The sequence below is a fragment of the Vibrio sp. Isolate22 genome (assembly GCF_022398115.1).
In the GTDB taxonomy this organism is placed as follows: domain Bacteria; phylum Pseudomonadota; class Gammaproteobacteria; order Enterobacterales; family Vibrionaceae; genus Vibrio.
Genome location: NZ_JAKEUW010000011.1, coordinates 44252 through 69410, shown reverse-complemented (window position 1 = coordinate 69410; position 25159 = coordinate 44252). Strand labels below are relative to the sequence as shown.

Annotated in this window: 22 protein-coding genes; 19 read left to right on the top strand and 3 right to left on the bottom strand. The window is 46.1% G+C overall.

What is annotated here, in order from left to right:
* Positions 1–42: 42 nt before the first annotated feature.
* Positions 43–2055, bottom strand: a complete 2013-nt coding sequence (locus L1D55_RS08780) for a hypothetical protein (RefSeq protein ID WP_239917172.1) — start codon at positions 2053–2055, stop codon at positions 43–45.
* Positions 2056–2321: 266 nt separating this feature from the next.
* On the opposite strand from L1D55_RS08780, the gene L1D55_RS08775 reads away from it, so the two are divergent.
* The 18 genes from L1D55_RS08775 to dsbD all read left to right on the top strand — a co-directional run bounded on the left by L1D55_RS08775 (position 2322) and on the right by dsbD (position 22636).
* A complete protein-coding gene (locus L1D55_RS08775) occupies positions 2322–7154 on the top strand; it encodes a DUF1566 domain-containing protein (protein ID WP_239917200.1) in 4833 nt (1610 codons plus the stop codon).
* Positions 7155–7222: 68 nt separating this feature from the next.
* Complete coding sequence (locus L1D55_RS08770) at positions 7223–7405, top strand: Flp family type IVb pilin (protein ID WP_239917171.1); 183 nt, start codon at positions 7223–7225, stop codon at positions 7403–7405.
* A 30-nt stretch (positions 7406–7435) separates the two neighbouring features.
* Positions 7436–8317 carry a Flp pilus assembly protein CpaB gene (gene cpaB / locus L1D55_RS08765; protein ID WP_171367515.1) on the top strand — a complete coding sequence of 294 codons (882 nt, stop codon included), beginning with the start codon at positions 7436–7438 and terminating at the stop codon, positions 8315–8317.
* On the top strand, positions 8310–9704 hold the full coding sequence (locus L1D55_RS08760) for a type II and III secretion system protein family protein (RefSeq protein WP_239917170.1): 1395 nt from the start codon (positions 8310–8312) through the stop codon (positions 9702–9704). Before cpaB ends, L1D55_RS08760 begins: the two co-directional genes overlap by 8 nt.
* 7 nt (positions 9705–9711) lie before the next feature.
* Positions 9712–10335, top strand: a complete 624-nt coding sequence (locus L1D55_RS08755) for a CpaD family pilus assembly lipoprotein (protein ID WP_239917169.1) — start codon at positions 9712–9714, stop codon at positions 10333–10335.
* On the top strand, positions 10332–11492 hold the full coding sequence (locus L1D55_RS08750) for a P-loop NTPase (RefSeq protein WP_239917168.1): 1161 nt from the start codon (positions 10332–10334) through the stop codon (positions 11490–11492). Before L1D55_RS08755 ends, L1D55_RS08750 begins: the two co-directional genes overlap by 4 nt.
* Entirely contained in the window at positions 11492–12838 is a 1347-nt protein-coding gene (locus L1D55_RS08745; RefSeq protein ID WP_239917167.1) for a CpaF family protein, read from the top strand. Before L1D55_RS08750 ends, L1D55_RS08745 begins: the two co-directional genes overlap by 1 nt.
* A complete protein-coding gene (locus tag L1D55_RS08740; RefSeq protein WP_239917166.1) occupies positions 12835–13749 on the top strand; it encodes a type II secretion system F family protein in 915 nt (304 codons plus the stop codon). Before L1D55_RS08745 ends, L1D55_RS08740 begins: the two co-directional genes overlap by 4 nt.
* A complete protein-coding gene (locus L1D55_RS08735) occupies positions 13746–14597 on the top strand; it encodes a type II secretion system F family protein (protein ID WP_239917165.1) in 852 nt (283 codons plus the stop codon). Before L1D55_RS08740 ends, L1D55_RS08735 begins: the two co-directional genes overlap by 4 nt.
* Positions 14594–15334 carry a tetratricopeptide repeat protein gene (locus L1D55_RS08730; RefSeq protein ID WP_239917164.1) on the top strand — a complete coding sequence of 247 codons (741 nt, stop codon included), beginning with the start codon at positions 14594–14596 and terminating at the stop codon, positions 15332–15334. Before L1D55_RS08735 ends, L1D55_RS08730 begins: the two co-directional genes overlap by 4 nt.
* The gene (locus L1D55_RS08725) at positions 15334–15777 is read left to right on the top strand and encodes a TadE family protein (protein ID WP_239917163.1); all 444 of its coding nucleotides are present in this window, start codon (positions 15334–15336) and stop codon (positions 15775–15777) included. The genes L1D55_RS08730 and L1D55_RS08725 overlap by 1 nt, the downstream gene beginning before the upstream one ends.
* Positions 15767–16327, top strand: a complete 561-nt coding sequence (gene tadF, locus L1D55_RS08720; protein WP_239917162.1) for a tight adherence pilus pseudopilin TadF — start codon at positions 15767–15769, stop codon at positions 16325–16327. Before L1D55_RS08725 ends, tadF begins: the two co-directional genes overlap by 11 nt.
* A complete protein-coding gene (locus L1D55_RS08715; protein ID WP_239917161.1) occupies positions 16320–17525 on the top strand; it encodes a VWA domain-containing protein in 1206 nt (401 codons plus the stop codon). The genes tadF and L1D55_RS08715 overlap by 8 nt, the downstream gene beginning before the upstream one ends.
* A 71-nt stretch (positions 17526–17596) precedes the next feature.
* Positions 17597–18061 carry a TlpA disulfide reductase family protein gene (locus L1D55_RS08710; protein WP_239917160.1) on the top strand — a complete coding sequence of 155 codons (465 nt, stop codon included), beginning with the start codon at positions 17597–17599 and terminating at the stop codon, positions 18059–18061.
* Positions 18061–18561, top strand: coding sequence for a DUF4266 domain-containing protein (locus L1D55_RS08705; protein WP_239917159.1), 501 nt, complete (start codon positions 18061–18063; stop codon positions 18559–18561). Before L1D55_RS08710 ends, L1D55_RS08705 begins: the two co-directional genes overlap by 1 nt.
* Before the next feature lie 88 nt (positions 18562–18649).
* Positions 18650–19876, top strand: coding sequence for a DUF3570 domain-containing protein (locus tag L1D55_RS08700; RefSeq protein ID WP_239917158.1), 1227 nt, complete (start codon positions 18650–18652; stop codon positions 19874–19876).
* Positions 19866–20843, top strand: a complete 978-nt coding sequence (locus L1D55_RS08695; RefSeq protein ID WP_239917157.1) for an FAD:protein FMN transferase — start codon at positions 19866–19868, stop codon at positions 20841–20843. Before L1D55_RS08700 ends, L1D55_RS08695 begins: the two co-directional genes overlap by 11 nt.
* Positions 20840–22636, top strand: a complete 1797-nt coding sequence (dsbD, locus tag L1D55_RS08690; RefSeq protein ID WP_239917156.1) for a protein-disulfide reductase DsbD — start codon at positions 20840–20842, stop codon at positions 22634–22636. Before L1D55_RS08695 ends, dsbD begins: the two co-directional genes overlap by 4 nt.
* Positions 22637–22708: 72 nt before the next feature.
* Here the strand turns inward: dsbD and L1D55_RS08685 are convergent, their stop codons facing one another.
* Together L1D55_RS08685 and L1D55_RS08680 are read right to left on the bottom strand one after the other, a co-directional pair.
* A complete protein-coding gene (locus L1D55_RS08685; protein ID WP_239917155.1) occupies positions 22709–23827 on the bottom strand; it encodes a phosphotransferase in 1119 nt (372 codons plus the stop codon).
* Between the two features lie 11 nt (positions 23828–23838).
* On the bottom strand, positions 23839–24123 hold the full coding sequence (locus L1D55_RS08680; protein WP_239917154.1) for a GNAT family N-acetyltransferase: 285 nt from the start codon (positions 24121–24123) through the stop codon (positions 23839–23841).
* A gap of 272 nt (positions 24124–24395) precedes the next feature.
* Here L1D55_RS08680 and L1D55_RS08675 point away from each other — a divergent pair, with 272 nt between their 5' ends.
* Entirely contained in the window at positions 24396–25142 is a 747-nt protein-coding gene (locus L1D55_RS08675; protein WP_239917153.1) for a flagellar brake protein, read from the top strand.
* Positions 25143–25159: the final 17 nt, after the last annotated feature.

Genomic DNA, 25159 nt, shown 5'->3' with positions numbered 1-25159 from the left:
AAAGAAGGGAGCTAACCTCCCCTCTTTCACTACCCAAAACTCTTATAGAGATTTATAGAAGGTTAACCACTCGCCTCGTTCTAAGCCGCTAACGTTCACTCCAGTGATGCCACTTGAGGTTGTTGCGTTAGAAGGAGAGAATGAAAGATTAACATTTTTGAATTTATCAGAAATGCTACTTTCGGTTCCTGTTTGAGAAAGAATGTAGCCCAAGTTAGTAGAGTTCCAGCTTGAGTTTCCACTGTCTTCCCATTTTTTAAGGAGCTCTTTTGTTACCAGTTGGCTGCCAACTTTAAGAGCTGGACCACTAATATTTCGGAATTGATAGTAATCTACCCCAGAAGAAGTCAGCGCAATCACTTTTTCAGCTAATACATACAAAGAATTGATTGCCGAGCTGCTCAACACCTCTTGTACTAACAAGGTTCTATTCGTGTTATCAACGATATAGAGAGTGTTCGCTGTAGCAACCGCACTTATTTTGCCATCCTTCGATGTTGCTATCTTACTGATGGTGGAGTCGACATCTAACTCCCCAAGTACCGTTTGCTGAATCGAGTTTGACACCCATTCAAGCTTGTTACTGTCTAGCCCCAACAAAATTTGCTGGTTCGCTACAATATTGGCGGTTTTCAGGTTCAACTTATCAATCGTCCTCTTAGTGGATAAGTTAGTTGTATCAATAACCTCAGCCGCTAAATTGGCGCTCGAAAAATAATTTTTGTAAACAATCAAGGCTTCACTCTGGTCATACGATGGCATGATTTGAGGTGAAGAAGATTTAAGAGTATGGCGCCAACTTTTCATCGTTAACTTGTCGGCACTTAACGATTTGAGCTCTTGCTGCGAGTAAATCGAACCTCCCGTATTTTTAACTGCCAATAACGAACCGCTCTGCAGCAATGGAACCACTTTAGCGAAGTTATCGTTAATACAAGATTCACTCGAATTAGGAGTCACGGCAGGTTTGGGTTTCGGCGTCGGAATTGGAGGTAGTGTTCCTCCACTTTGGCCGCTATAGCTATCAATAGCGTACGCTTTTGCGCCATTATTATTGTTATTGGTGTCACTTAGATTCGATAAGAAAATACCGTTCGAGCCTTTGCTATTACAAACATCACTCGCTGTCGAGGAAACATGGGAGGTCGGCTTATAAAGCTTATAGGCCTGAACGCCATTCAGCGCAGGCACTAACTGAACAATTTCATTAGAGTCTACCGGTATTTCGCCTCCCCCGGTGCCACTACCATGGTCACCATCATCGTCGTCATCGTCATCGTCGTCATCATCATGATCGTCGTAATCGTCGTCGTACGAACGAATACCAACACCATCAAAATTCGCTTGGGAAGCAAGATCACCATCAATTGTCACAGGCTTATTACGTGAAGAGCTATCGATTTGCATAACCACATCATTCGCCGTTAAAAACACAATCTGGCTGCTCGCTGGGTTCAGAGCGATAGACTTCGCACCAGAGAATTCTGGCACCGATTGAGAGCCACGAACGACCAAAGCATCCTCAATCTGTAAGTGTCTCGAAGCGGTTCCCGCAACATCGACATCGGATAGATCTAGCGTTTTATGCTCAATCATGAGATCGAGCGCATGAGCGATGTTGGTGTATGCAGCTTGCTTCCCATCAGTTTGTGCCTTTTTCAGAGATTTTAGCAACACATTAGACTGATCTTTAGGGCCGTACGTTGTATCTAGTGAAGAAAAATTAACACCAACATGATCACCCAATTTACTTTGAAGTGAGGCCTTGGCTTGTTCAACATTGTTGCTGACGCCAGGATTAAACATCATCTCACTATGAATCAAAGTGGTGAATGGAGTAACCAACGCCATACTCGGTGAAGCGGTTAAAATTGCACCATCATACTGGCGCTGTTTTGCATAACCAGAAACCTCTTCAAGCTGCTTTTCCTGCTCACTGCATACACCATTCAGATCTGCATCAGCACATACTAATGAACTTTGAAATGCATAGCCTGAAGTAGTAGATCCAACTGGGTTTTCGCCATCAGAACCGCCTCCGCATCCTGCGACCATTAAGACACTAGATATAGCTAGTGATAGTTTGCATACTAAAAAATTATTGTGCATTTTTTCGACCGATTCACCTAGTTTATTGTTGCGTTGATAGTATTTTATTTTGCTATTAAATCACTTAACGAAATAAAAGATCAAATGATATTGATAACTACTATCATTTAAATTAATATTCTCAGCCTTTCTTACGGGTAATTTATAAATCTTTTGGAGTTCAAGTGGTAAGGAATCCATACAAATTGGCGGGTATTTCACTCGTCTCTACAATGCTTGTTGCTTGTGGTGGTGCAGAGTCAGATCCCAAGCTTAGCCAGTCACAAACTCAGCCAAAATCCTCGAATATTTCAGGCATAGCGTTAGATGGTTATTTGCACAAAGCCAAGGTCTGTTTAGACAAAAATAGCAATGCGATGTGTGATTCTGCCGATGGAGAAATTGCGACAACGGACGCCAAAGGACAATTCCAACTCAATGTCGACGATGATGTGGCTCAATACAAAGTGTTGGTTGAAGCCGTAGCAGGCATAACCGTAGATATGGACTCCCCCAACCACGCAATTGAATCTGGGTTTACCTTAGAAGTACCAAGTAACAACTCGGACGTAGTGAGCCCGGTTACCTCACTGATTGCCAGTGTGTCAAAGACCAGCGGTATCAGCTTCGATGATGCGACTGAGCTTGTTGCTAACGACCTTGGGATCGACAAAAGCCTAGCATTGGGTGATTACTCTGCTTCAAATTCGGCAAAAAGCCGTGAAGTGCACATGTTTGCGCGTGGTGTGACTCGCGTACTGCAAGAAGCTCAAAAAGCTTCAGTAGACGCAGGCGTCGACCAAGTTAACGCCCGCAAAGGTGCAATGTACAAGCTTGCTGATCTTGATTTGGTCGAGTTCAAAGCCAAAACGGATCGACTTTCACACGGTGCGTCTGGGACAGAGGGTGCTCTGGATCAACTCGGCAAGGAATACCGAGAGCAGCTCAAAGTCTCGCAAGAAGATATCGACGGTAGTGAAATCGTGGTTAAGCCACCAGCGCCCAAGCACGGTAAAGTCAATGATGCATCAGATACTTTCAACTGGCAGTTTGTGCGTGGATTCAATCAAAACACAGACTACGAATATTCCGTAGATTCCGGTAGCACCTGGTCGACTGTGATTCGCAAACCAATTGTGGTTGGAAAACAGGCATTCGATAAAGGCGCTATTCAGGTACGAGTCGCAGCCTCTAGTGCTCGTAATACTCCAGCAGGTAAACCGCTTCTTTCAAACAAAGCATTTACGCTTACGACAGTCCCGGCAGCACCCGCTTGGGTCACCGTGGACAACGCTAGCAACGAATTTGATTGGGCGCTGGTCGATTCTTTTAATGAATTCTCTCTTTACGAGTACTCTCTAGATAACGGTGCTAACTGGGTAAAAGCAACTGAAAAGCCTCAACGCATTCAAGACTTAGATATTCCAGTTGGGCATCTAAAAGTACGTATCGCGAAGGATGACTCCCTAGGTCACCCGACCGGCTTAAGTGCTATTTCAGACAAACCGATGACAGTAACCCCGGCGCAACCAGTAAAACCTGTGCTGGATTTTGCAAACGACAGCACGAATCAGATCAACTGGCTTTGGGTCTCTGGATATGATGCGCCATCTTTCTACGAGATTAACCTAGGTAACGGTTGGAATACTGTCACTGAACTGCCATATGTGGTTGGCAACGTTTCACTTCCGGCTAACAGCATCTCTATCCGTGTAAAATCTAATTTGCAAGATGCTCGCCCTGCAGGCAATCCACTAGTGATTGGTACGGCTTTCACTCGCTCAGAAAACCAGCCTGTTGCGCCAACCCTGCCGATTATTGATGATGCTGAAAACACATTTGCGTGGACAGAAGTTACAGAGTTTGCAGGCAATGACTTCTACGAATACTCACTAGACAGAGGTCTTACATTTAGCCCGGTAACTAGCAACCCACAAGCAGTCCCAGATGAGAAGTTTGCTAAGGGACAAGTCTGTGTAAGAGTGAAAGCCGGAACAGATCCTCAACATGATCCTGGTGAAACGCTATGCTCAGATAAGCCATATTCGGTGACACCTGACAAGCCATCGGCACCAACATCTCCAATCACTCACGATGGGTTAGACACATTTGATTGGACATTCGCAACAGGCTTTTCAGAAGCTGCAGATTACGAGATCAATGTACTCAATACTGGTTGGGCAACGGTTACTCAGAAACCTTATCAGTTAAACGATCAAGCTTACGCTGTTAACTCAATTCAAGTACGAGTCAAACGAGATCCAATCACCGGTCGTCCTAGTGGATCAGAGCTGACAAATGATACTGCGTTTACCGTTCGTCCATCTGCACCCAATGCTCCAACAGGCCTAGTGGTGAACGATACGGACAACACACTAGATTGGACATACTTTGGCGAATTCACACAACCAGAGCATTTCGAAGTCACGATCGACTCAGGCTCGACTTGGACTAAAGTCACTGCCAAACCGGTTGTGATCGGTAACGTAGACAAGAATATCGGTGAGGTTCAATTACGCGTCGCTCAAAATCCGACGAATGGCATGCCTCATGGCGTAGCAGCATTAACCACACAAGCCTTCACCAAAGTGTTTGAGATTCCAGCACCAACCTCGCCTGAGATTACCAACACCTTCACTGGCTCAAACCCAATCAAGACCAATGGTTTTGAGTGGGACTACCTAACGGCTAACGTTGATGGCCAGTCTGTTCGCTTTGATGAAGCTGAACACTATGAGTTCACCAACGACAAAGGCCTGACTTGGCACCCTGCTGTTTCGAACCCACAGTTCATTGGCCCTGAAGCATATGACAAGGCTAGTGTCGGTATCCGACTAAAAGCACATGCGAAAGAAGGTGTCGCAAACTCAACCAGCGACACGCTTTGGGCAACAGCAGCAAGCAGTCGCTTTATCGGCCTAAAATTCGTACCAATGAAAACCCGTTCTCAAGCTGCTGACTTTGGTTACGGTGGCTCATGGAATACGTACTCGCTCAATTGTATTGCTGAATACGATGATAAAGGACAAGGGGAACCGACATTTTGGGCAGAACGAATATCTTCAGACATCAATACTGTCTTCGATAAAATCGCACAACTAGATGATTGTGGTATCGCGGGTTGGACACTTCCAGACACCAATGAAGTGATCACGTTGTCGCAGAGAGATCCTGCAACACTCCCTTCAAATCTAAGAAGTGGTTACTTGGTATCGAATAAGTCAGTGAATGTATTAGCGGATAAAAATGGCGTCGCTGTCACTATCAACAAAGGCCAAGAATCTGTTGAGCAATATTATTCAAAATACGCATACGCTAAATGGCAATTGCCATCAGGTACAAAGTTACTCACTGGTGTAAATAGCGCGACGACTGAAATAACCACCTTTCTGAGTACACAAGATACGAAGATTAGCGCTACAGAGCTTTATTTAGAAACCTGGCTAACCGCCAACCAATCTAAGAGCAAAGGTTACGCTGCATTAGAAACGGAAGCTCAAGCTAAAGTAGTAGAACTGCAGGCTTTAACCCAACCATGGGCAGATGATCTTAAGAATACAAAGCTCAAGCTAAAAGCTCTTGAGTTTCAGGCATCTGTTGCTCAAAGCCGAACTGATGCTGAAAGCCTTGAATTCATTAATAAAGTCAAAGCGTATAAAGAACAAGTCGCTAAATTAGAACAAAACACCGTTGCACTGAGCGCATTAGTCTCTGGTTCTGAGTTTGCTCAAAAATTGGCGTTCATGCAGCAAAAGTCCGTAACTCTATCAAGCTCAACCAACGCACTAAGCTCTGCGTCACTGGCTAAGGATATTCACCAAGCAAGTTTAGACCTATACAAGGCTATCTCAGACTTAGAGTATCAATATGGCATGGTTAATTCGTTCGTAAGCGAGCTGAATACATCAACACAAACGCTAGGCTTGGAGTTTGCCACCCTAAGTACGTTGTTCCAGAAGTTTGTCAGTGAGATGAACACGACGGCCACAATCCACAACTTAGTACAATCAAAAGTGCTAGCAAAAGATGGACTGAAACTGGCAAAAGACAATGGCTTTAGCGTTTCTCAAACAGACGCAATGGTCAGCAACCGCTTCGCTAAATTGGACGAGTTAGGTAACTACCTACCAAAAGACACCACCTACCAACAAGGCTGGCGTTGTGTTGAGGACACTAATATCACAGGCAAACGCCGAGTTTGGACACTGCTCAAAGACGGCCGACCAAAAGGTGCTGACGATCTTGCTTATGACGCTTCAGCATCTGGTGTAGCAAGTGTCTTAGGCAGTAACGGCCTGTTAGAAAGCACTAATGATGCGAACTTATGTGGCTTCAACGATTGGAAAGTACCAGCGCTGTCCCAGCTACTTTCACTACAAACTAAAGCAATCTCTAGCTCAAACTCGACCATAACAATCGATACAGATGCATTCCCTCATCACCGAGGGCTGGATCCGGAGTATGACAAATCTAGCTATTACGGTGGTGTGATTTTTTACTACTGGTCGAATCAAGCAAAAGACACCAAACAATACATCACAAACTACAGTTCTGAGCGCAGCTACCAAGATGTCCGTAGTTCGGAAGTCGGCGGTACTATAGATGCCGTCATCTTAGGACGCCTTGTTAGAGAAAAAGCGACAACGTACCAGTACCTAGATATGCAAGGGAGCGTTGTTGCCGATCGCCAAAATGCCATTTGCGCACAAGACACTGACAGCAAGCTCGTTTGGCAACTGTTTACCAACGGAGACAGCAGTCGTTTCAAGAAATACGTAGAGGTAACACCTTTAATTTCAACACGAAATACACAAAAGGTGTGTGGCAAAGCGAACTGGCGCTACCCATCAAAAGCAGAGCTGTATGGATTACTTCCTATCAATGCGAATGTCTTTAAGTTTAACGAAGTCACTGGTGGAGGTTATTCCAACCATAGTTCCTATATCACCAGCGATCCTGCTCCTTATGGTCGTGTCCTCGGTTTGAATATGACAACCATGGATGAAAGCCAAGTTGGTACTCAAAGTTACGACGGCCGCTACCTCTACCGACTTATTGCCAAATAGGCACTAAAACCTCTTATTAATTACTACAACAGCCTCTGCTGAGGCTGTTTTCATCTAGGAAACAAGAAATGTTGAACAAGAAAAAGCAACGCGGTGCAGCCGCAATCGAATACGCCATTCTCGCAGCAGCAATGGCAGTCGTACTACTCAATTTTGTTGGCGGTGAGAACGGTCAGCTAACCACAGCTATCAGTGACGCCTACGGTACTGTAGTCGACCAACTAAAAAACGCACAACAAGCCTCAGAGTAAGCCCGTTTATTGCAAATTAAAGGAATAGTTATGACTGCCAAGCGACTCATGTTGCTGTCGTTATTTTGCTCGGTGCTCGGAATATCCGTTTTGCTGTTGAGCCAAACCAATAGCGAGTCTGCGACCACCTCTTCTAAACAAGCCGTTAAGCAAACGGTCAAAGTGCTGGTTCCAACTCGCACGATAGAGATAGGTCAAGCCTACACACCAAACTCGTTCCGATGGAAAGAAGTTCCACAACAAGAGTTGGAGAACTACATCGACCATGTGACACCGGAAGATATTTCTGCTGATCACTCTATGTCGGGGCTTGCGCGTACCAAGCTTGTCAAAGACTCAATATTGTCGAAAGCGGATATTACCGAGCCAGAAGGCGGCTACTCGCTTTCATTAAAGTTACAACCCGGTTATCGCGCTATCTCAGTGCCTGTTGATCAGGTGACATCAAATTCGGGATTTATTGAACCGGGCGACCACGTGGATATTCTCCTACTCGGTTCACAAGATGGTGAGCTGCTTCGTTATGGCAATTCTTCGCAGGGTTTGTATGTCACAACGATCGCTCATGATGTGAGAGTCTTGGCATTTAATGACAAGCAAACAGCTGAGTCTTATCAAAAGGCCCGCGAATCTAATCATTATGAAAATGGTATCCCTGACGACAGCAGTGTCTCTTTAGAGGTAACACCCGAGCAAGCAAACCAAGTTGTTTTGGCTAAGCAATTAGGCAAGTTAACACTTGTCTTACGCGGACAAAACGAAGACCCAAATCAAACTCAGCACGCAAATTCAGCGACGCTGAAAGCCATCTCGCCAGACACAACTCAGGTACTGCCTGACGTCGGTTTGGTGGAGTTTAGAGCCGACAACAAAACGATCAACAATAAAACCGGAGCTGATAACAATGGCTAGTACCTGTCGTTGGTGGGGGATTCTCCTACTATCAAGCCTGTGCCTCTCTTTCGCATCAGCAGCATCTGCGCTTGATGTGACAATCAATGAGGCAAAAATGATTCGCTTACCAGAAAAAGCGAAGTCGATTTTCATCTCTAGCACCCATATTGCTGATTACCAGACCTTAACCAACACCAAGGTAATGGTATTTGGTAAACGAGCTGGCAGTGCCACTATCACTGTTTTGAACGAGCAAGAACGCGTCATCTATACCAATAAGATTCGCGTGACTCACAACAGCCGCGAGTTCAATGAATTGGTCAAAAACAAGTTCCCAGAAGCGTCCGTAAACGCGGAATCTCTGGGTGGAAAACTATGGCTAAAAGGGCAAGTGCCTTCACCTATGATGGCGCATAATATCGTGTCCTTAGCGAAAGGTTACTTGTCTCCTATTGTTGACCAAACCCAGCAACAAGAAAGCTCAAACACTCAAAGCGGTACAGGTAGTAGCAATACGACGACTAAAGATCAGCCAATGCAATCCAATGAAGATGAGCTGATCAATCAATTGGTTGTCACCATGCCAAACCAGGTCAACATTCGAGTGAAAATCGCTGAAGTATCGAGAAATGTTTCGAACAAGTTGGGTATCAAGTGGGGCTCTATCGCAGGTGGTGTTGGACAGTTTTCATTCTCAAAGCTGCCGAATGTCAGCAGTTGGGGCAAACCAAGCATTACCGCACTGATTGATGCACTAGCGACAAACGGCATGATGTCTGTACTGGCTGAGCCTAACTTGACGGCGATGTCGGGCGAAGATGCTGAGTTTCTGGTGGGTGGTCAGGTTCCATTGCCTTTGATCACTGCTGATACCACTCAAATCGAGTACAAAGACTTCGGTGTAAAACTCAACTTTACTCCAACGGTGCTCAGCCAAAATCGCATCAGTTTAAAGGTGAACCCTGAGGTCAGTAACGTCTCCATCGAAAGCCAGCAAGTGATACATGGGACTAACTTCCCCTCTTTTACTACCCGTAGTGCAGCGACCACCATCGAATTAGCCAGTGGACAGAGCTTTGCCTTGGGCGGCTTATTGAAATCAGAAGACATTGAACAACTACAAAAAGTGCCGCTTATCGGTGAAGTACCTGTGCTAGGCAGTCTGTTCCGCTCAACTGAATTCACTCGCCGAGAAACAGAGTTGATCATCATTGTCACAGCTTACCTAGTGCAGCCAACTCGTTCAGATTCAATGCAGCTACCAACCGACGGTCTCATTCCACTAAGCGATGTAGAACGTCTTCTAGCATGGCCAAGAATTCAGCGTAAAAGAACACACGACCAAGACACATACACCGACAACCACAAGCCTCGCTTGCTGGGTGACAACGGGTTCTATTACTGAGGACATCATGAATAAATTATCCTTATTGCTCCCTGCCCTATTTGTGTTTGCGGGATGCGCACCTACGCCAACCACTCAGCAACCATCGGTCGATGTGGTGTCTGTGACTAACAAGTTCTCTCTAACGCTTGCCGGGAAAACACTGTCGACTCAGGAAAAAGCGGATATTTCTGACTTTATCGCTCGTCGAGGCAGCGCAAGTAGCTTGATGATCAAAATAGAAAAAACAACTCCGAAAGGTGAAAAACAGCTCGAGAAAGTAAGACTTCATCTTATCAAATCAGGTCTCTACCCCTCACAAATTTGGGTAGCAGACGAAGCAACAGAAGGTAAAGGCGACATCACTATTTTAGTCGAGTCTTACCGCGCCAAAGTCACAGCCTGTGACGCGGGTAAAACGCCAAGAACGACGCTCAACGCCTACCGTACTCAGCGCAATTTTGGGTGTGCAAATGCCAATGCGCTTGCGCAAATGGTAGCCAACCCTAAAGACCTGATCGTCGGTCAGCCAATTAATGGTGCGCAAGGGCAGAAAGCTGTCTCTAGTATCGATAACTACTTTGCTCCACCAGCCCAAAACCAACAGCCAAATAATGGTTCTTCGACGACCACGCAAGGAGGTTCGCTATGAATCAAGTACACCAGTTAATGGTACTGATCGCAGCGTCTGAGCAACTCGACACCCTAGCGCTTACTCACACACTGAATGACTTTGGTATCCACAACATCACTGTTTCTTCAAATCAAGAAGACGACGTGGTGCGACAAGTGCTAAAGCATGGCATCAAGACAGTATTTATCGATGTGTTGAATTGTGAACTGGCTGAGTCAAAACAAGCCGTGCAGCGCTTGATTAAGCGTACAGGTTGTCAAATTATCGCTATCGGCCATTCAGATGAAATTTTCATCTACCGTGGCATGCTGGCATCAGGCGCGAGTGATTACCTAGTTCCTCCTGTGACCCCGCAAGATCTAGAACACGTTTCTTTCGCGGCTTTACAAAACAACAGCGAAAAACGAAATGAAAAAGTCATCTCAGTTGTCAGTGCAAAAGGTGGTTCAGGCAGCAGCACCATTACTGCAACTCTTGCTCAACAGCTTGCAGATATCGATAAGAAAGTGGCTTGTCTAGACCTAGACTTTTCAATGGGCGACTTGGATCTGCTACTCAATGTTGAGGGAAACTCAGCATTGATCGAGCTTTTACAATACCCAGAGAGACTAGACCCGTTAGTTTTCGAACGTAGTGGGATCAGTGTATCAGCAAAGCACACCCTCTTTACTGGCTATCTACCTTTAGATGCCACACCATTTTGGCCACAAAAGAGCGCTTTAGACCAATTTACTAAGTTTTGCCTACAAAACTCAGACTACCTATTAGTGGATATCCCGACGTACTCTTTGCGTGATCAAGTTGGCTTTGACGCACTGAAAAGTGCCGATATCCGAGTAATTGTCGTAGAGCCAACACTTGGCTCTATCCGCAATGCAGGTCAAATAATCAAACGACTTCAGAATCAAGCCGACTCCCAAACGCTTGTTGTGCTCAATCACACCAAGTCCGATTCAGGCTCAATGATTTCAGTTAACGATGTGAAAAAGTCGTTAGGTGTACCGGTAGACGTTGTCATTCCATTCTCCCCGAACCACTTTTTGAGCAAGTCATCACTTGGTCAACCAGCCCACAGAGGCAACAGGAAAGTAAAAGTGGCGTTCAACTCTTTAGTTGAATTAATCACAGGTGAATCGCAGCAAAACAGCCGCCGTTTTTGGAAGCGAGGTGCATAATGTTTGGTCAAAAAGCAAACACGGTTGATCCGATTGAAGTCAACCAAGCTCGGTTGCATGAAACGTTAACATCCGCTCCTTCGCTACGTGATCATTATCATGTGATTCATGAAGAGATCATCAAGGCAATCGATCCATCAGCGGTTGTGAGTTTAAGTGCGTCCGATCTTGAAGCTCGAATTTCAGAAATGGTATCGGAAATTGTGGTTTCTAAGCAGCTACCACTCGGTCATCAGGATGTGACTCATTCTGTAGAACAGCTCTTAAATGAATTTCTAGGTTTGGGACCACTACAACCACTGATTGAAGACCAAACGGTCACTGACATCATGGTCAATGGTTACCGTGAAGTTTACGTCGAGCGTTCAGGCAAACTGCAAAAAACCACGGTCCAATTCCGTAATGAAGAGCAGCTTCTCAACTTAGCGCGACGCATCGTGAGCAAAGTAGGTCGCCGAATCGATGAATCGAATCCATTAGTCGATGCAAGGCTAGACGACGGCAGCCGTGTCAATGTCATGATCCCGCCGCTCGCGCTTGATGGAACCTACATATCTATCCGTAAGTTCAATGAAAAGAAGCTGACACTGAGCCAATTGGCACAGTTTGGTGCGATGTCGAATTCGATGATTAAGCTTATTGATATTATCGTTCGCTCTCGCCTCAACGTTCTTGTCGCGGGTGGTACCGGTGCAGGTAAAACCACCCTGCTTAACGCGATGTCTTTCAGCATCTCGCCTCAAGAGCGCATCATCACCATTGAAGACACAGCAGAACTGCGCCTGCAACAACCCCATGTGGTGCGTGCAGAAACTCGCCCAGCCAATGCAGAAGGTTTAACGCCGATTACTCAAAGAGAGTTAGTACGAAATGCCCTACGTATGCGACCAGATCGCATCATTTTAGGCGAAGTTCGTGGCGATGAAGCCTTTGAGATGATGCAAGCAATGAACACAGGCCACGAAGGCTCGCTATGTACACTTCACGCCAATTCTGCAACAGATGCACTGGTGCGCATGGAGAACATGCTAATGATGAGCCAGGCAACGCTGCCTCTCTTTTCACTACGTCGCCAAATCGCCGACACCATTGATGTGGTTATCCAAGTAGAACGAATGCGCGATGGCAAGCGACGCATTGTTTCAATAACCGAGGTACAAGGATTAGAGGGCGAGCAATACGTCACTCAAGAACTGTTCGCCTTTAAAACGCTATCGGAAGACCAGCAAGGTAACCTAATTGGTGAATATAAGAGTGCCAAGTGCGTGCCAAGCTTCAACGAAAAAGCGAAATATCACCAGCTAGACGCTCAACTAAGGGTGGCAATGGAGCTTGAAGCCGGATGATTGTTGTTCTTACTATTTCTGCGCTGCTGGTTACGGTTTGGCTAATAAAGCTCAACTCAAAACAAGCCATTGTTAATAAACGCCTGTCATTGGTATCAAATGCTTACAAAGTAAGCCCTACAGACGTTTCTATCAAAAAGTCGAGCCACCAGCGCGCCAACAAACTGCATGCCTTTTTCCTGCGAATAAATGCCTTGCTGCCTGTTTGGGATAAGTATTTTATCGCCTCAATGGTTGTTGGCTTTCCAGTTGCTGGTTACCTGTTTGTACCGGAGCTTCCAGTCTACCTTAGATTACTTTCAGCACTGGGGCTGTGGCTCATATGTACCTGTGCCATTGTGTTTTATCGCAGAAAGAGACAAGTAGAAGAGTTTGAAAAAGACATCATCAACGTCCTTGGATTGATTTCTAGAGCGGTATCAGCAGGGTTATCTATCCCACAAGCGATTGATCAAGTGGCACAGACGCAACCTGGCTTGCTAGGACGCGAGTTCTCTTACCTTCGCGACAATCTTGCGCTTGGCCTTAGTCTTCGCCAGAGTCTCGACGATGCGTGCATTCGTCTTCCGTACAGCAGCTTTCGTTACTTCTCTGTTGCATTGATCCTTAACCAGTCGAATGGTGGTCAACTGCGCGACATTCTTCATAGCTTAAGCCGAACCATGCATGACAACCGAGCGATGAGAAAGAAGGTGAAGAGCTTAACCTCAGAGCCTCGTATCACAGCGTTATTTCTCTCTGTCTTACCCATAGGGTTGCTGGGTGGCATCTATTTAATTGAGCCCTACATGATTAAGCAGCTGTTTAACACTGAACTGGGCCAACGAGTTCTGACCTATGCACTAATCAGCATCAGTATCGGTACCTTAATTTTGAATGCTCTGACTCGCAATAAGAGGTTCTCATCATGATGTATGTTGCCATGTTGTTGTTGGGATTAGCTGTTCTTCTCACGCTGATCGCACACCTATCTTCGTTCAAACGAGACGTTGTGGCTGAGCGACTGAATCGCGTATCAAGCTATTCCTCAAAGTATAAAAACACGTCGAGTAAGTGGCGTTTCCAAGGTGAGAAATCTCGACGTCAAAAGCTGGTTCTGATTGGCTGGCTTAACCCAAATGCAGAGATGTACTTTTTAGGGCTTAGATTAATCACAATGACCGTAGGTGCTGGTACTTGGTATGCCAGTCGCATTCCAGTGCTAACGATGAATTCGGCGGCAGAGTGTATCGCTATCGGCATCGTGGTCGGCATTCTATTCGATCGCATTCTTGAATGGCGTGTGAACCAAGTTCGAATGCAGATCAGCCGAGTAATACCCGATGCTGTCGACCTAATGGTAGTGTGTGTTGCATCAGGCTTAACACTCGAAGCGGTATTTCGCTGCGTTGGTGAAGAGATGCGTTCGATCTCCCCTGCCTTGTCACGAGAATGGCTGTTAACCGCAACAGAAATCTCTGTTCTCGACTCTCCACAAACGGCACTCAACAACCTAGACAAACGTGTACAACTGTCTGACATCAACAACGTTGTCACTACCATGAACCAAGCATTGCAATACGGTACGCCTATGGCTGATGCCCTCAAACTGATCGCTTCGGATAGTCGTCAATACCACTTCTTAGAGCTGGAAGAGTGGGTGGGAAAAATACCAGCCAAGATGTCATTCCCTTTGGTGGTCTTCATCATGCTACCGGTGGTGGGCATCATCGTCGTGCCAATCATGTTATCTCTTACACAAACTCTGGGGGGCTTATGAGAACCATCCCGTTATTCTTTTTGTCGCTGATATTGTTCGGCTGTCAATCAACCAACCACGTTGAAAAAGATACCGCCGAAAACATGAAAGTGGCAGAAGTTGCGTTAATGAATGGTAAGCCAGAGAGCGCCATGGATCTCTATCGCAAAATGTTGGTAGCGAACCCTAATGACCCGCAGTTACTGTTGCTGATGGGCTCCGCAGCTAATCAAGCCAGTCGTTATGACGAAGCACTGCATTACTTAAAGCGTGGTATCGAGCTTAATCAATCCAATGCGATTTACCGTGAATTAGGCCGTTCATGGTTAGCTTTAGGTGAGCTTGAACAAGCGACCTCCGCTCTTGAAGAGTCTGTTCGGCTGGATGCTTCCGATGACGTTGCTCAAAATAGCTTAGGAGTCAGTTACTCGCTCAATAAGCAGTATTCCAAAGCCAGAGAGTGTTACTCAAATGCGCTTAGCTTAATGCCTTCAAGCAACGAATACCGAAACAACCTCGCTATGGCGTGGATACTCGATGGTAAACCAGAGCAAGGGATTCGTATTCTGCACCCGATCTTTGTCAGAGGCGAAGCTAGCGTAAAACTCCAGCTTAACCTTGCGTTGGCTTACGCACTTTCTGGCGACAGCGAGTCTGCAAAAGCGATCGCTCGTGAGCATCTGTCGCAACCGGAATACGCTAACAATAGCTTGTATTACCAAGCCCTAGCCGCTCACGCTGATCGAGGAGAACAATAATGCTCTCTCGTCAGAAAGGTGCGAATAGCGTTGAGTTTCTAATGATCACCCTACCGTTTTTATTGCTGATAATAGGGGTCTTTGAGATCTGCCGCCTGCTGCTAGTCAACATCATCTTCGATGTTGCCGTTCATGCAGGAGCGCGAGAAGTAAAAATTCGACCAGTTGGTCCCATATCAAACCAAGTTTTCATCGACACTATCGACAAGTTCCCACTGCTCGATCGCAGCAAGATCAAGTTATCTCAACCTTTGTACGTTGAAAACCTACCGGACTTAGTTAACAGGAAGGCGGCACCAATAAGCAAAGCAGTATTGGGGGAATACACGGTGTCTTACGCATTTTCATTCGCTCTACTGCCTAGCCTTTCAACTCGTTTTTTAGAACGTACCGGCCAAATGACAACCTTGGAAAGAAAGGTATTGGTGAGTTATGACGGTTAATCACACACACACCAAAAAACAGGCGGGCTCAGCCGCAGTTGAGTTCCCGTTTGTCGTACTCGCGATGATGATCATTCTGTGGGGGTTCGTTGCTATCTACCGTTTATTCAGTCTACAGACTCAGTTAGACAATGTTACCTACAATCTAGTGAATGCGATTTCTTCGACTCAACTTAAACCTGAGCAAGGTAAGAATGGTTTACCCGAGACTCTAAAAGGTCCATTGATCGTACTCGCTGAAAGTTACCTGCCGAGTAGCATTCCCAGTAGCGATATTGGGCTTTTACTTGAAAGTCGTGTCTTTGATATTGCTACTTCAACGTGGGAATACAAACATCTGTATGCGGGAAGCGACTGCCAAAGTGGTCGACCGATTGAACAGCTTACGGACATGCTCGTTGTGGGCAGCGGCGATCCTGCGTTGGATGGAAGACCGTCCACCTTGGTTCAACTGACCTTATGCGTGGAGACACCATTTAGCTACGAACGGCTCGCTCTTCCAAAAAGCTTAAAAAGCTCATCAGTAGTGGTAGGTAAGCACTATGGTTAACTCAATGTTTATCGGCCTGGCCCGTCAGCAAAAAGGTTCGATCACCCTTTCCTTCTTAGCACTGCTTACCCCTGCACTATTTATCGCCGTCGGCACTTTGATGATATCGGCGCAAGTAATGGTTTCTAATCGAGCCGCACAAGCCGCCGACTCTGCCGCATTAGCTTGTGCTTTTGCTGATGAGGCGACTCTGAGAATGATGCGCGCGTACCAAGATTACTATCACCCGACACTGAAAGGTGTAAGTGGATTAACACCGAAAAACCAAGAGTGTCGAATTAGCCTAGGCTACTCCGTTAGTCCTCTACTGCCTCATTTCAACCGTGAACAGTACGACCAAAAGGTGACGGCAACAGGTGGTGGCTTTAAGGGGGTGGTTGAGAGCAAACACTCTGCGATTCCAACAGAGTTGGTGCTAGTGCTCGACGTATCTGGCTCCATGGGCTCAAACATGTCGTCACTAAAATCTATTTTGTCCAACGCATTGAATACGATTCAATCTCAGAGCAATAACGCTAACGATTTGGATTCAGTAAGCATCTCGATCGTTCCTTTCGATTCTGGGGTGGCAACACATCGCCCGCCCTGGTTATCCAAAGAAGCGGCCGGAATCTACTGTATCGATGGACTTAGCTATCGTAATGGTGATTTCTCTGCGGCGCTAACCGTAGATAACCTCGCGACATTGCATTCTGAGCGACCTGTGAAGTTTACACCGCCAAGTAAGTGGTTAAGCGACTGCAATCAAGACTCACCAATGTTGCCATTGACCAACGTCTTTTCCCGCGTCCAAAACTCGATAAACAGCCTAACTGCAAACGGGGGGACTCGCTCTTATCAAGGTTTGGTTTGGGGAGTGAGGCAGCTTATCCCAAGTTGGCAACAAGCATGGGGAATGAAGGTTAGCACTGTACCCGAAACCAGAAGAAAACTGGTGTTATTCACCGATGGTGCTGACGAAGGAGACGCGTTCACCCAACTGGTAAACGCTGGGTTCTGCACTACGGCTATCAAGCAGTACGGCATTGAAATGAATTTCATCGGCTATGGCGTCAGCCCATCTCGAATTACTCAATTCGAGAACTGTGCAGGAAACCCTTTGCGCGTATTCAGTGCCACCAATACGACACAACTTAACAAGTACTTCTCCGACATTTTGGCGGTTGAATACTCGGCAAGCATCCACCTCACTCGCTAATTCAAACAAAGCGTTTGATTAAAAATATCTGAATTTAAAACAGAAAAATTAAAAACAATATGGAGAACAACATGTTTACACGAGCCCTAGCGTTATTGGCGCTGTGCCTTTCCTTGCCTGCAATGGCTTATCAAGAAGGTGACTCTTTATCGCAAGACGTTATCAAGAAACTGCAACTCAACAACGAGGAGCTCACCATCGTCGACTTCTTTGCTGAGTGGTGTGTTTCTTGCCGTGAAGAGCTTCCAGAAGTAAACCAACTCTACAAAGAGCTTAAAGGCACTGGCGTGACGTTCAAAGGCGTTGATGTCGATGAGGATGTTGAAGTTGGCCTTGAGTTTCAAAAACAACTCGGATTGGAATTCCCAGTAGTCAACGATCCAGAGCAAGCATTGATCGCTGAATTTAAGCCTATCGGTATGCCTGCCCTTTATTACATCTACCAAGGCAAGGTTATCAAGATTCGCTTTGGCGCAATCAACCACATTGGCGACGTCATTACTGATGACCTAGTGAAAATGGGAGTGCAGTTGTAATGTTGATGAAAGCCACCCTTGTTGGATTGCTCGCTATTCCAATGACCACGAACGCCGCTCTTGAACTCGACCTTAGTGGTTTAGGAAAAAAGCCCGTCGAACAGCAAACCAGTAATAACAGCACTAATAGCGATGGTCCCATCGTAGAAGAAGAGATCATCTCCAGCACGGTTTACTCCAGTGGCGGCACGCACTCAAACCAAACTCCCAAAAGCGCAACAAGACGCAACATCGACATGGTTGCACCAAAGGCAAAGCAGCTGGTTATCAAAGAGAAAGCGCCAGAAGAAACTAACAAGCCTTCAGCGTTGGCATTCGTCGATGAATTTCTTGGCATTGAGCCGGTAAAACCTTGGGAAAAAGGAACCCTAGCTCAAAAAGAGATGAAACCGGGCGGTCCAGTACCGGAATTCGATGTGTTCTCTGAAAAAGTCTTCGCATACAAACAAGGCTCTGTGGGTGGCAGCGGTGTTGGCGGCGGTGGCTGCGGCTGTAACTAACGAGTAAATCGCCCTCAAAAACTCAATCGACAAAAACACTCAATCAATAAAGAAATATTCAGTACTTCAAAAACAAAATAAGAACAAAATGAAAAAACTACCAATTACGCTGCTAAGTGCAGCGGCAGTGGCTAATGTGGCATTAGCTGAAGATCATGTCTCTGTGCATTACCTGAACTATGAAGAGTACGACGACAGAGTTTCGGCTAAGGACACCATGGTTTCGATTGAAAAAAGTATCGGCTTAGATTGGACCCTAAACGCAGAAATAAGCTACGACAGTGTTTCAGGTGCATCTCCAGCATGGGGCCCTACGACGCCTCCAGCTTCGGATGCCGACAAAATAAATCGCGCCCTAAAAACTCAGCAAGCTCAAGACAAAACTAACGAAGTCATCCGTGCGGGTTACGATCCTCACCGTGACAGTTATGAGGTTCAGAAGGTCGGCCTAGAGGACACAAGAAAAGCACTCAGCTTGAGTGCCACCTACCGTGACAGACTGCGTAATGAATGGACCTTTGGTGGCAATGTATCTCAAGAAGAAGATTACGAAAGCATTGGTATCAATGGTAAAGGTTTGATTTATGCTGATAGCACTAAAAACCGTTCGTACAGCTTGGGGGGCTCTGCTCTTTTCGACCAAACTCAGGCATTTGGCAAATACGTTATTGGCTCTTCTAATAGCCAGAGCTGGGAAGATATCTTCACTGGCAGCTTAGAAGCAGGGTTATCTCAAACCTTTACACCAAATCTGTACAGCATTTTTACCGCCTATGCAGGCTACCGTAGCGGTTACTTGAGCAACCACTATTTGACGGTTCTTCGTGAAGTCGACATTAATGACGATGGCAAAATCGATGATGACGAAGTGTTCTTGGGGCAAGACTCTAGACCAGATACCCGACTGTCTGGCGGCATCAATATCCAAACCTTCTACTCGCTGTCCGATAGCATCAAAATCCGACCACGTTACAAATGGTTCATGGATGACTGGGGCGTGATGTCTCACCAAATTGGCGGCAAATTATCTTGGCGTGTCAGTGAGTGGCTAACCCTAGCACCAGGTTATTTCTGGTATACGCAAGATGCGGCAGATTTCTATCGCGACCCTAGCAGCGCAGACCCTTCTTTTGCTTCGACAGGTTACGCGACTTCTGACCTTCGCCTAGGTAACTTCACCGCGAATGCTTATGAGCTTGGTGCGAGCGTTAAGGTCCATAAAACCGTGCGCTTAAATGCACTTGCAGCGTACTACGAACAAAGCAATGGGTTTGAAGCGCAGTGGTGGGCGGTTGGAGCAACGTATGAATTCTAAGCTGCCCTTTGTCCATCGCTTTCATGCCATGACAGTACCTTGCGAAGTACAGATCTTATCGCTTGATTTGACCCACTTCCCAAAGGCGTGCGCAAAAGACATCGCTGATGAGATAGAGCAGAATACACATCGCTTAGAAGACAAATATAACTTCTACAGCGATGATTCATGGCTAACGCGACATATTAATCAGCGTACAACCAGTGAAGTAGAACTCGATTCAGAGTCTGCGGAAGTTTTTGAGCATCTCGACCGATTAAGCCAACTAACATTCGACACGTTTGATACCACTGTTGGCAGCATCAAACATCTTTTACAGCAGAAGCCGAAGATGTCACACAGCCATGCCTTTCAAGCCCTCTCTTCCGCGCTAGGTAAACAAGCTTGGGAGCTAAAAGAGGCAATAGGTCTAGAAGATACAATGGATCGAGAAGGAACAGTCGATCTACAAAGTGAAGTCGACTTACAAAGGACAAAGCTACACGTTCCTGATTCACGCACTCACTTCGATTTTGGTGGCGTAATCAAAGAGTACGCGGTCGACCAAGCAGTAAAGATAGGCAAGAGACTTGGTGCAACCTCAATGTTGGTGAATTTTGGCGGCGATATCTATGCATTGGGTACAAAGCCAGATGGTTCGCCATTCAATATTGCAGTTCTGGATCCAAGAGACAACAAGACACCTTTTTTTGCTGTTCCGATTACCGACGCGGCGCTGACCACATCAGCCCACAGTGAACGTCAGATGCAGTTCGGCGATAAAACCACGTCTCATATTTTGTCGAAGCAAGACGTAGAAAAGAAGATTCTGTCTGTTACGGCAATAGCTTCCTCCACTTTGGAAGCGGGTGTACTTAGCACTTCCTTGACGCTCAACCCGAACATTTCAGTACCAGAAGAGAGCGCCGTTATTTACATCGACGATCAATTACACATTCACCAAAGCACGGAGTTTTTGCATTCATGAAAAACTACCTACTCACGTTAATTCTATTGTTTAGCAGCTTTTTGCATGCTCAAGACAGCGAGTTTCTTCCGGTTGAAGAAGCCTTCCCTGTTACATGGGAAGCCACAGACCAAGGTGCGGTTATCCGATTTGATACACACCCGGGGTACTATCTTTACCAATCTCGCTTCTCGTTTAAAGAAGAGTCCTCATTATCGACACTAGCTCCTCAATACTCTCTGCCAGGTGAAGAAAAACAAGACCCTAACTTTGGCAATGTAGTGGTATTTCACGATCCACTTATCGTTACCGTGCCTTACACCGGAAGTGGCAAGCTCACCGTCCGCTATCAGGGCTGTGCAGACAAAGGGCTTTGTTACCTGCCACAAAAACTAGAGTTGGATTTACCTACGCTCAAGGCATTGGCAGACGTCGCTTCTGAGAAACCATCAAACTCTCTGGTTCAAACACTAGGTGAGATTAGTGATGATACTAATGGCTTGTCGTCGTTTCTCTCTCAAGCAGGCAAATTACAGGCACTACTTGTGTTCTTCTTGCTTGGCTTAGGCCTGTCTCTAACGCCGTGTGTGCTGCCTATGATTCCTATCTTAGCCAGCATCATAGGTGGTGAAAAAGCGATGACAGGCAAGAAAGGTGCAGCGCTTTCTAGCTCGTACGTTCTTGGTATGGCGACCAGTTATGCCATGACAGGGATTTTGGTCACCACATTAGCAAAAGGCATCAATTTACAAGCAGCGATGCAACAACCTTGGCTGCTCAGCATTTTTGCCGCCGTGTTCATTTTACTGGCGTTAGCCATGTTCGGTTTCTATGAACTTCAGCTCCCTGCTGCACTGCAGCAGAAACTCAACAGTGGTTCAGACAAATTGGGCGGCGGTAAAATTGCTAGCGTATTTGCGATGGGCGCGATATCTGCCCTAGTGGTTTCGCCTTGTGTGAGTGCACCACTAGCAGGTGCATTGCTTTATGTATCCACCACTCAAGACTGGGTGTTTGGCGGTGCTACCCTGTTTGTCATGGCTCTGGGTATGGGTGTTCCTCTTATCGCGATCGGTGCTAGCGGCGGACGCTTACTGTTAAGAAGTGGCGCGTGGATGGTATCGGTTAAGCAAGTCTTTGGTGTATTGCTGCTCTCGGTGGCTATCGTCTTGTTAAGCCGCTTCGTTGACCCATCAATCATTATGATTTTGTGGGCGCTCCTTGCTATTGGTACGGGTGTGCACTTCGGCGCGCTAGAAACGGCACAACCAGGCTGGGCTCGTACTCGTAAGTTTTCTGCGCTGTTGCCACTAAGCTATGGATTGATTCTATTTGTAGGTTATTTCTTAGGAAATTCCGATCCTCTCAACCCGCTTGCGAACCGAGAGTCCGCACAGCCTATTACCATCACATCTTTTGAGAAAACCGATTCAGTCACTTACTTAGAGCAGCAATTACAAGCTGCAGCCAACGCTGAGCAAAAAGTACTAGTCGACCTTTATGCAGACTGGTGTGTCTCTTGTAAGGTAATTGAAACTAACGTGTTCAACGATCAACAAATCAGCCAAAAACTCAAAGAGTGGCAGACCATCAAGCTAGATGTGACAGAAAGCTCGCCAGAACAAATGGCATGGCTCAACAATAAGAATGTGTTTGGCCCACCAGCCATTTTCTTTTACTCACCCGCTAGCGGTGAATTGGAACCAGCACGAGTCATGGGAGATATCGACAAAGCAGGCTTTAACAGTAAGCTCAAACTTGCTAATCAGCTTGTAGCAGCCCGTACAGCGATGCCCAGCAGCCTGACAAACTAGAGAGTCGTTCAATAACCCAAAACGCCCAATCAATGATTGGGCGTTTTTATTTGGTCTGCTGAGTGAAGAAGCTTACTTAGACATTTCCAACCGCTGAACCACCGCTTGAGTCAGCTGCTCAGTGTAAGGATTAATCTTCCAGTGCTCCGGACTCCAACCTTTTACGAAACGTTGGAAATCAGCCCACGCAACATAAAACAGTGGTCGCCATGCGCGTTCAACGTCTTCAAATGAGAGCTGTGGTTGATAGTATACAAGCGCCTCTTTCAAGTGCTGAAAATAAGTATCTAGCACCTCACTTTCATACTCTTGGCAATCTCGAGGCCTAATCGCGCTGCTCATGAACAAGGCAACGTCTTTCATTGCACACCCATGGCCAACGTATTGAAAATCGACCGCAGCCGCGTTTTCACTTTCAGGATCAAAGCAAAAGTTTGCGAGCTTAGCATCGCCGTGCACTAAGGTGGGATACGGGCACTCTTTCAATAACCGGTCGATACATTGCGCTTGTTGTTTCAAAGGTAAATCCGCCAAGGCATTTAGCTCATCAGGACGTGTGTCTAAATGCCAATAAGTACCGACTGACCACAAGGATACCGACTGTGCTTGATTGATGTTGATGTGCTTTGCGTGAAAGTTAGCTAACCATTTTAAGCAAGCATTACGCTGTATAACCTCAACAGGCGTGTAAGCATGATGCCGCTCGCCTGAAGCTGGTTCATCAAAAGCGGCCAGTACATCAAACTGAGAGGTTAATGGGAAACCGCTATCGGCTAAGTCTTGCATCACAATAAGCCATTCGTTGTCTGCTAATTCACATTGCAACCCCACAGGCACGGGGCAGCGCTCATCCCATTGCTGAGTGAACGATTGATACCATGCCGCCTCTACTTGATAGGAGTGCACTTTGCGCTGATGAGACAGCTTAGTGTTCCATCCTTTCGGGTGTTCAGTTTTATCGGGCAACGCGACATGTTTAACGATAACGCTGTTGAACCCAGCATCACTACTATTTGTAAAGACTAAGCGCACTAACTCGCCATAGCCACCCCACAAGCGTTGAATCACGTGAATATCGAACCCTTTATGACAACCGAGTGACGTGGCTATTTTTTGATAAAGCTCAGGAAGTTGCTGGCTGAGATTAACATCGGATTCGATAGACTGTTTTGAAGATATTGATTGAGACATATAACTCGTTGCTACGCCTTGTCAGCTAAAAGGTGTGACCATTGTGGCTGTCTATTCATGTAATGAACAACATAACTGCATACCGGAACGATTGTGTAACCCGCTCGCTCAATTTCAGGGAGTACCGACTCCATCATCACCTTACCAAAGCCCTTACCTTGCAGTTCATCAGGGATTCGAGTTGAGGTGATATGCAGTACCTCGTCATCCATTTTATACTTAACAACTGCAAACTGATCGGGCTCTAACTCAACCGTGATCTGGTTCGCATCTTTATCCCATTTAACTGCCTGCATTCTCAACTCCTGCAAATAATGGATACGACAAACAATTAAAGTTTGAAGTATGAATTCCTTGTAATAGACTAACGCAAGTGCATATAAATAAAACTAAGTACTTACAAACAAAGAAAATATTATTATAGCGTGTGGTTATAAATAAAATTCAAACCAATTAAAAACACTCTATAAATTGCGTTAGTACGCCTACTAAATCTAGCACGTAATAACCCCTTGTTGGCAAGTTATCAATATCTAACAGACGCATGTTGGCACATGGAGAACCTATAATGAACGCACCACTGAAGAAGCCTTTGGAGCATAATCAGGCACTGCAAGATCCTCGAAATCGAACCGTCACCACCATTAATAGTACCGATGCGCTGGCTATGATTGAGCATGGCAGTGAGCTGACGTTAAATGTCTCGACACCTGTTGGTACCAAGTTTCTCGCTACCACCAAATTTATCGGCACTCACAGTGATAACTGTATCCTTATTGAGGTGCCGGAAGTCTCTAGTGATGACCTACGCTTTTTCTTTCAGGAAGGTTTTTGGATGACGGCTCGTGCCTACTCTCTGCGAGGCGAAGGCGCTCTAATCCACTTTAGGTCTCAGATTCACCACACCGTTGGCGAACCCTTTCCTATCATCGTGCTTTCCACGCCAAGTACCATGCAAGTGACACAGCTGCGTAAAGAAACGCGCTATGAAGTAAACCTAAGCTCTCGAGTGATCTTTGATGATCAACGCATGAACTGCGAGATTAGAGACCTCTCAAAGAGTGGCTGTCGCTTTGTTACATCACCAACCTCTCGTCCAATTCAGGTAGCTGATCGAGTCTCTATCGAAATTACGCCTGAGAACTACAATGGTCCGCTGATTCCGCCACTTCGAGGGATTGTGTGTAATCTGCAAAGATCAACGCACTATGCGCGTTATGGTGTCGAATTTGATGATATCGGTAAGGCCAATGCCAAGAACCTACTCAGTAAGCTGAAGTTCGACGGCACCAAACTTCGTTTGCGTAACGCTTAAGCGCTAGAGCTTGTAAG

Bases quoted from the DNA above. Each gene is read 5' to 3' on its own strand.
- L1D55_RS08780 (WP_239917172.1), bottom strand. From the start codon at position 2,055: ATGGTCGCAGGATGCGGAGGCGGTTCTGATGGCGAAAACCCAGTTGGA.
- L1D55_RS08775 (WP_239917200.1), top strand. From the start codon at position 2,322: ATGCTTGTTGCTTGTGGTGGTGCAGAGTCAGATCCCAAGCTTAGCCAG.
- L1D55_RS08770 (WP_239917171.1), top strand. From the start codon at position 7,223: ATGTTGAACAAGAAAAAGCAACGCGGTGCAGCCGCAATCGAATACGCC.
- cpaB (WP_171367515.1), top strand. From the start codon at position 7,436: ATGACTGCCAAGCGACTCATGTTGCTGTCGTTATTTTGCTCGGTGCTC.
- L1D55_RS08760 (WP_239917170.1), top strand. From the start codon at position 8,310: ATGGCTAGTACCTGTCGTTGGTGGGGGATTCTCCTACTATCAAGCCTG.
- L1D55_RS08755 (WP_239917169.1), top strand. From the start codon at position 9,712: ATGAATAAATTATCCTTATTGCTCCCTGCCCTATTTGTGTTTGCGGGA.
- L1D55_RS08750 (WP_239917168.1), top strand. From the start codon at position 10,332: ATGAATCAAGTACACCAGTTAATGGTACTGATCGCAGCGTCTGAGCAA.
- L1D55_RS08745 (WP_239917167.1), top strand. From the start codon at position 11,492: ATGTTTGGTCAAAAAGCAAACACGGTTGATCCGATTGAAGTCAACCAA.
- L1D55_RS08740 (WP_239917166.1), top strand. From the start codon at position 12,835: ATGATTGTTGTTCTTACTATTTCTGCGCTGCTGGTTACGGTTTGGCTA.
- L1D55_RS08735 (WP_239917165.1), top strand. From the start codon at position 13,746: ATGATGTATGTTGCCATGTTGTTGTTGGGATTAGCTGTTCTTCTCACG.
- L1D55_RS08730 (WP_239917164.1), top strand. From the start codon at position 14,594: ATGAGAACCATCCCGTTATTCTTTTTGTCGCTGATATTGTTCGGCTGT.
- L1D55_RS08725 (WP_239917163.1), top strand. From the start codon at position 15,334: ATGCTCTCTCGTCAGAAAGGTGCGAATAGCGTTGAGTTTCTAATGATC.
- tadF (WP_239917162.1), top strand. From the start codon at position 15,767: ATGACGGTTAATCACACACACACCAAAAAACAGGCGGGCTCAGCCGCA.
- L1D55_RS08715 (WP_239917161.1), top strand. From the start codon at position 16,320: ATGGTTAACTCAATGTTTATCGGCCTGGCCCGTCAGCAAAAAGGTTCG.
- L1D55_RS08710 (WP_239917160.1), top strand. From the start codon at position 17,597: ATGTTTACACGAGCCCTAGCGTTATTGGCGCTGTGCCTTTCCTTGCCT.
- L1D55_RS08705 (WP_239917159.1), top strand. From the start codon at position 18,061: ATGTTGATGAAAGCCACCCTTGTTGGATTGCTCGCTATTCCAATGACC.
- L1D55_RS08700 (WP_239917158.1), top strand. From the start codon at position 18,650: ATGAAAAAACTACCAATTACGCTGCTAAGTGCAGCGGCAGTGGCTAAT.
- L1D55_RS08695 (WP_239917157.1), top strand. From the start codon at position 19,866: ATGAATTCTAAGCTGCCCTTTGTCCATCGCTTTCATGCCATGACAGTA.
- dsbD (WP_239917156.1), top strand. From the start codon at position 20,840: ATGAAAAACTACCTACTCACGTTAATTCTATTGTTTAGCAGCTTTTTG.
- L1D55_RS08685 (WP_239917155.1), bottom strand. From the start codon at position 23,827: ATGTCTCAATCAATATCTTCAAAACAGTCTATCGAATCCGATGTTAAT.
- L1D55_RS08680 (WP_239917154.1), bottom strand. From the start codon at position 24,123: ATGCAGGCAGTTAAATGGGATAAAGATGCGAACCAGATCACGGTTGAG.
- L1D55_RS08675 (WP_239917153.1), top strand. From the start codon at position 24,396: ATGAACGCACCACTGAAGAAGCCTTTGGAGCATAATCAGGCACTGCAA.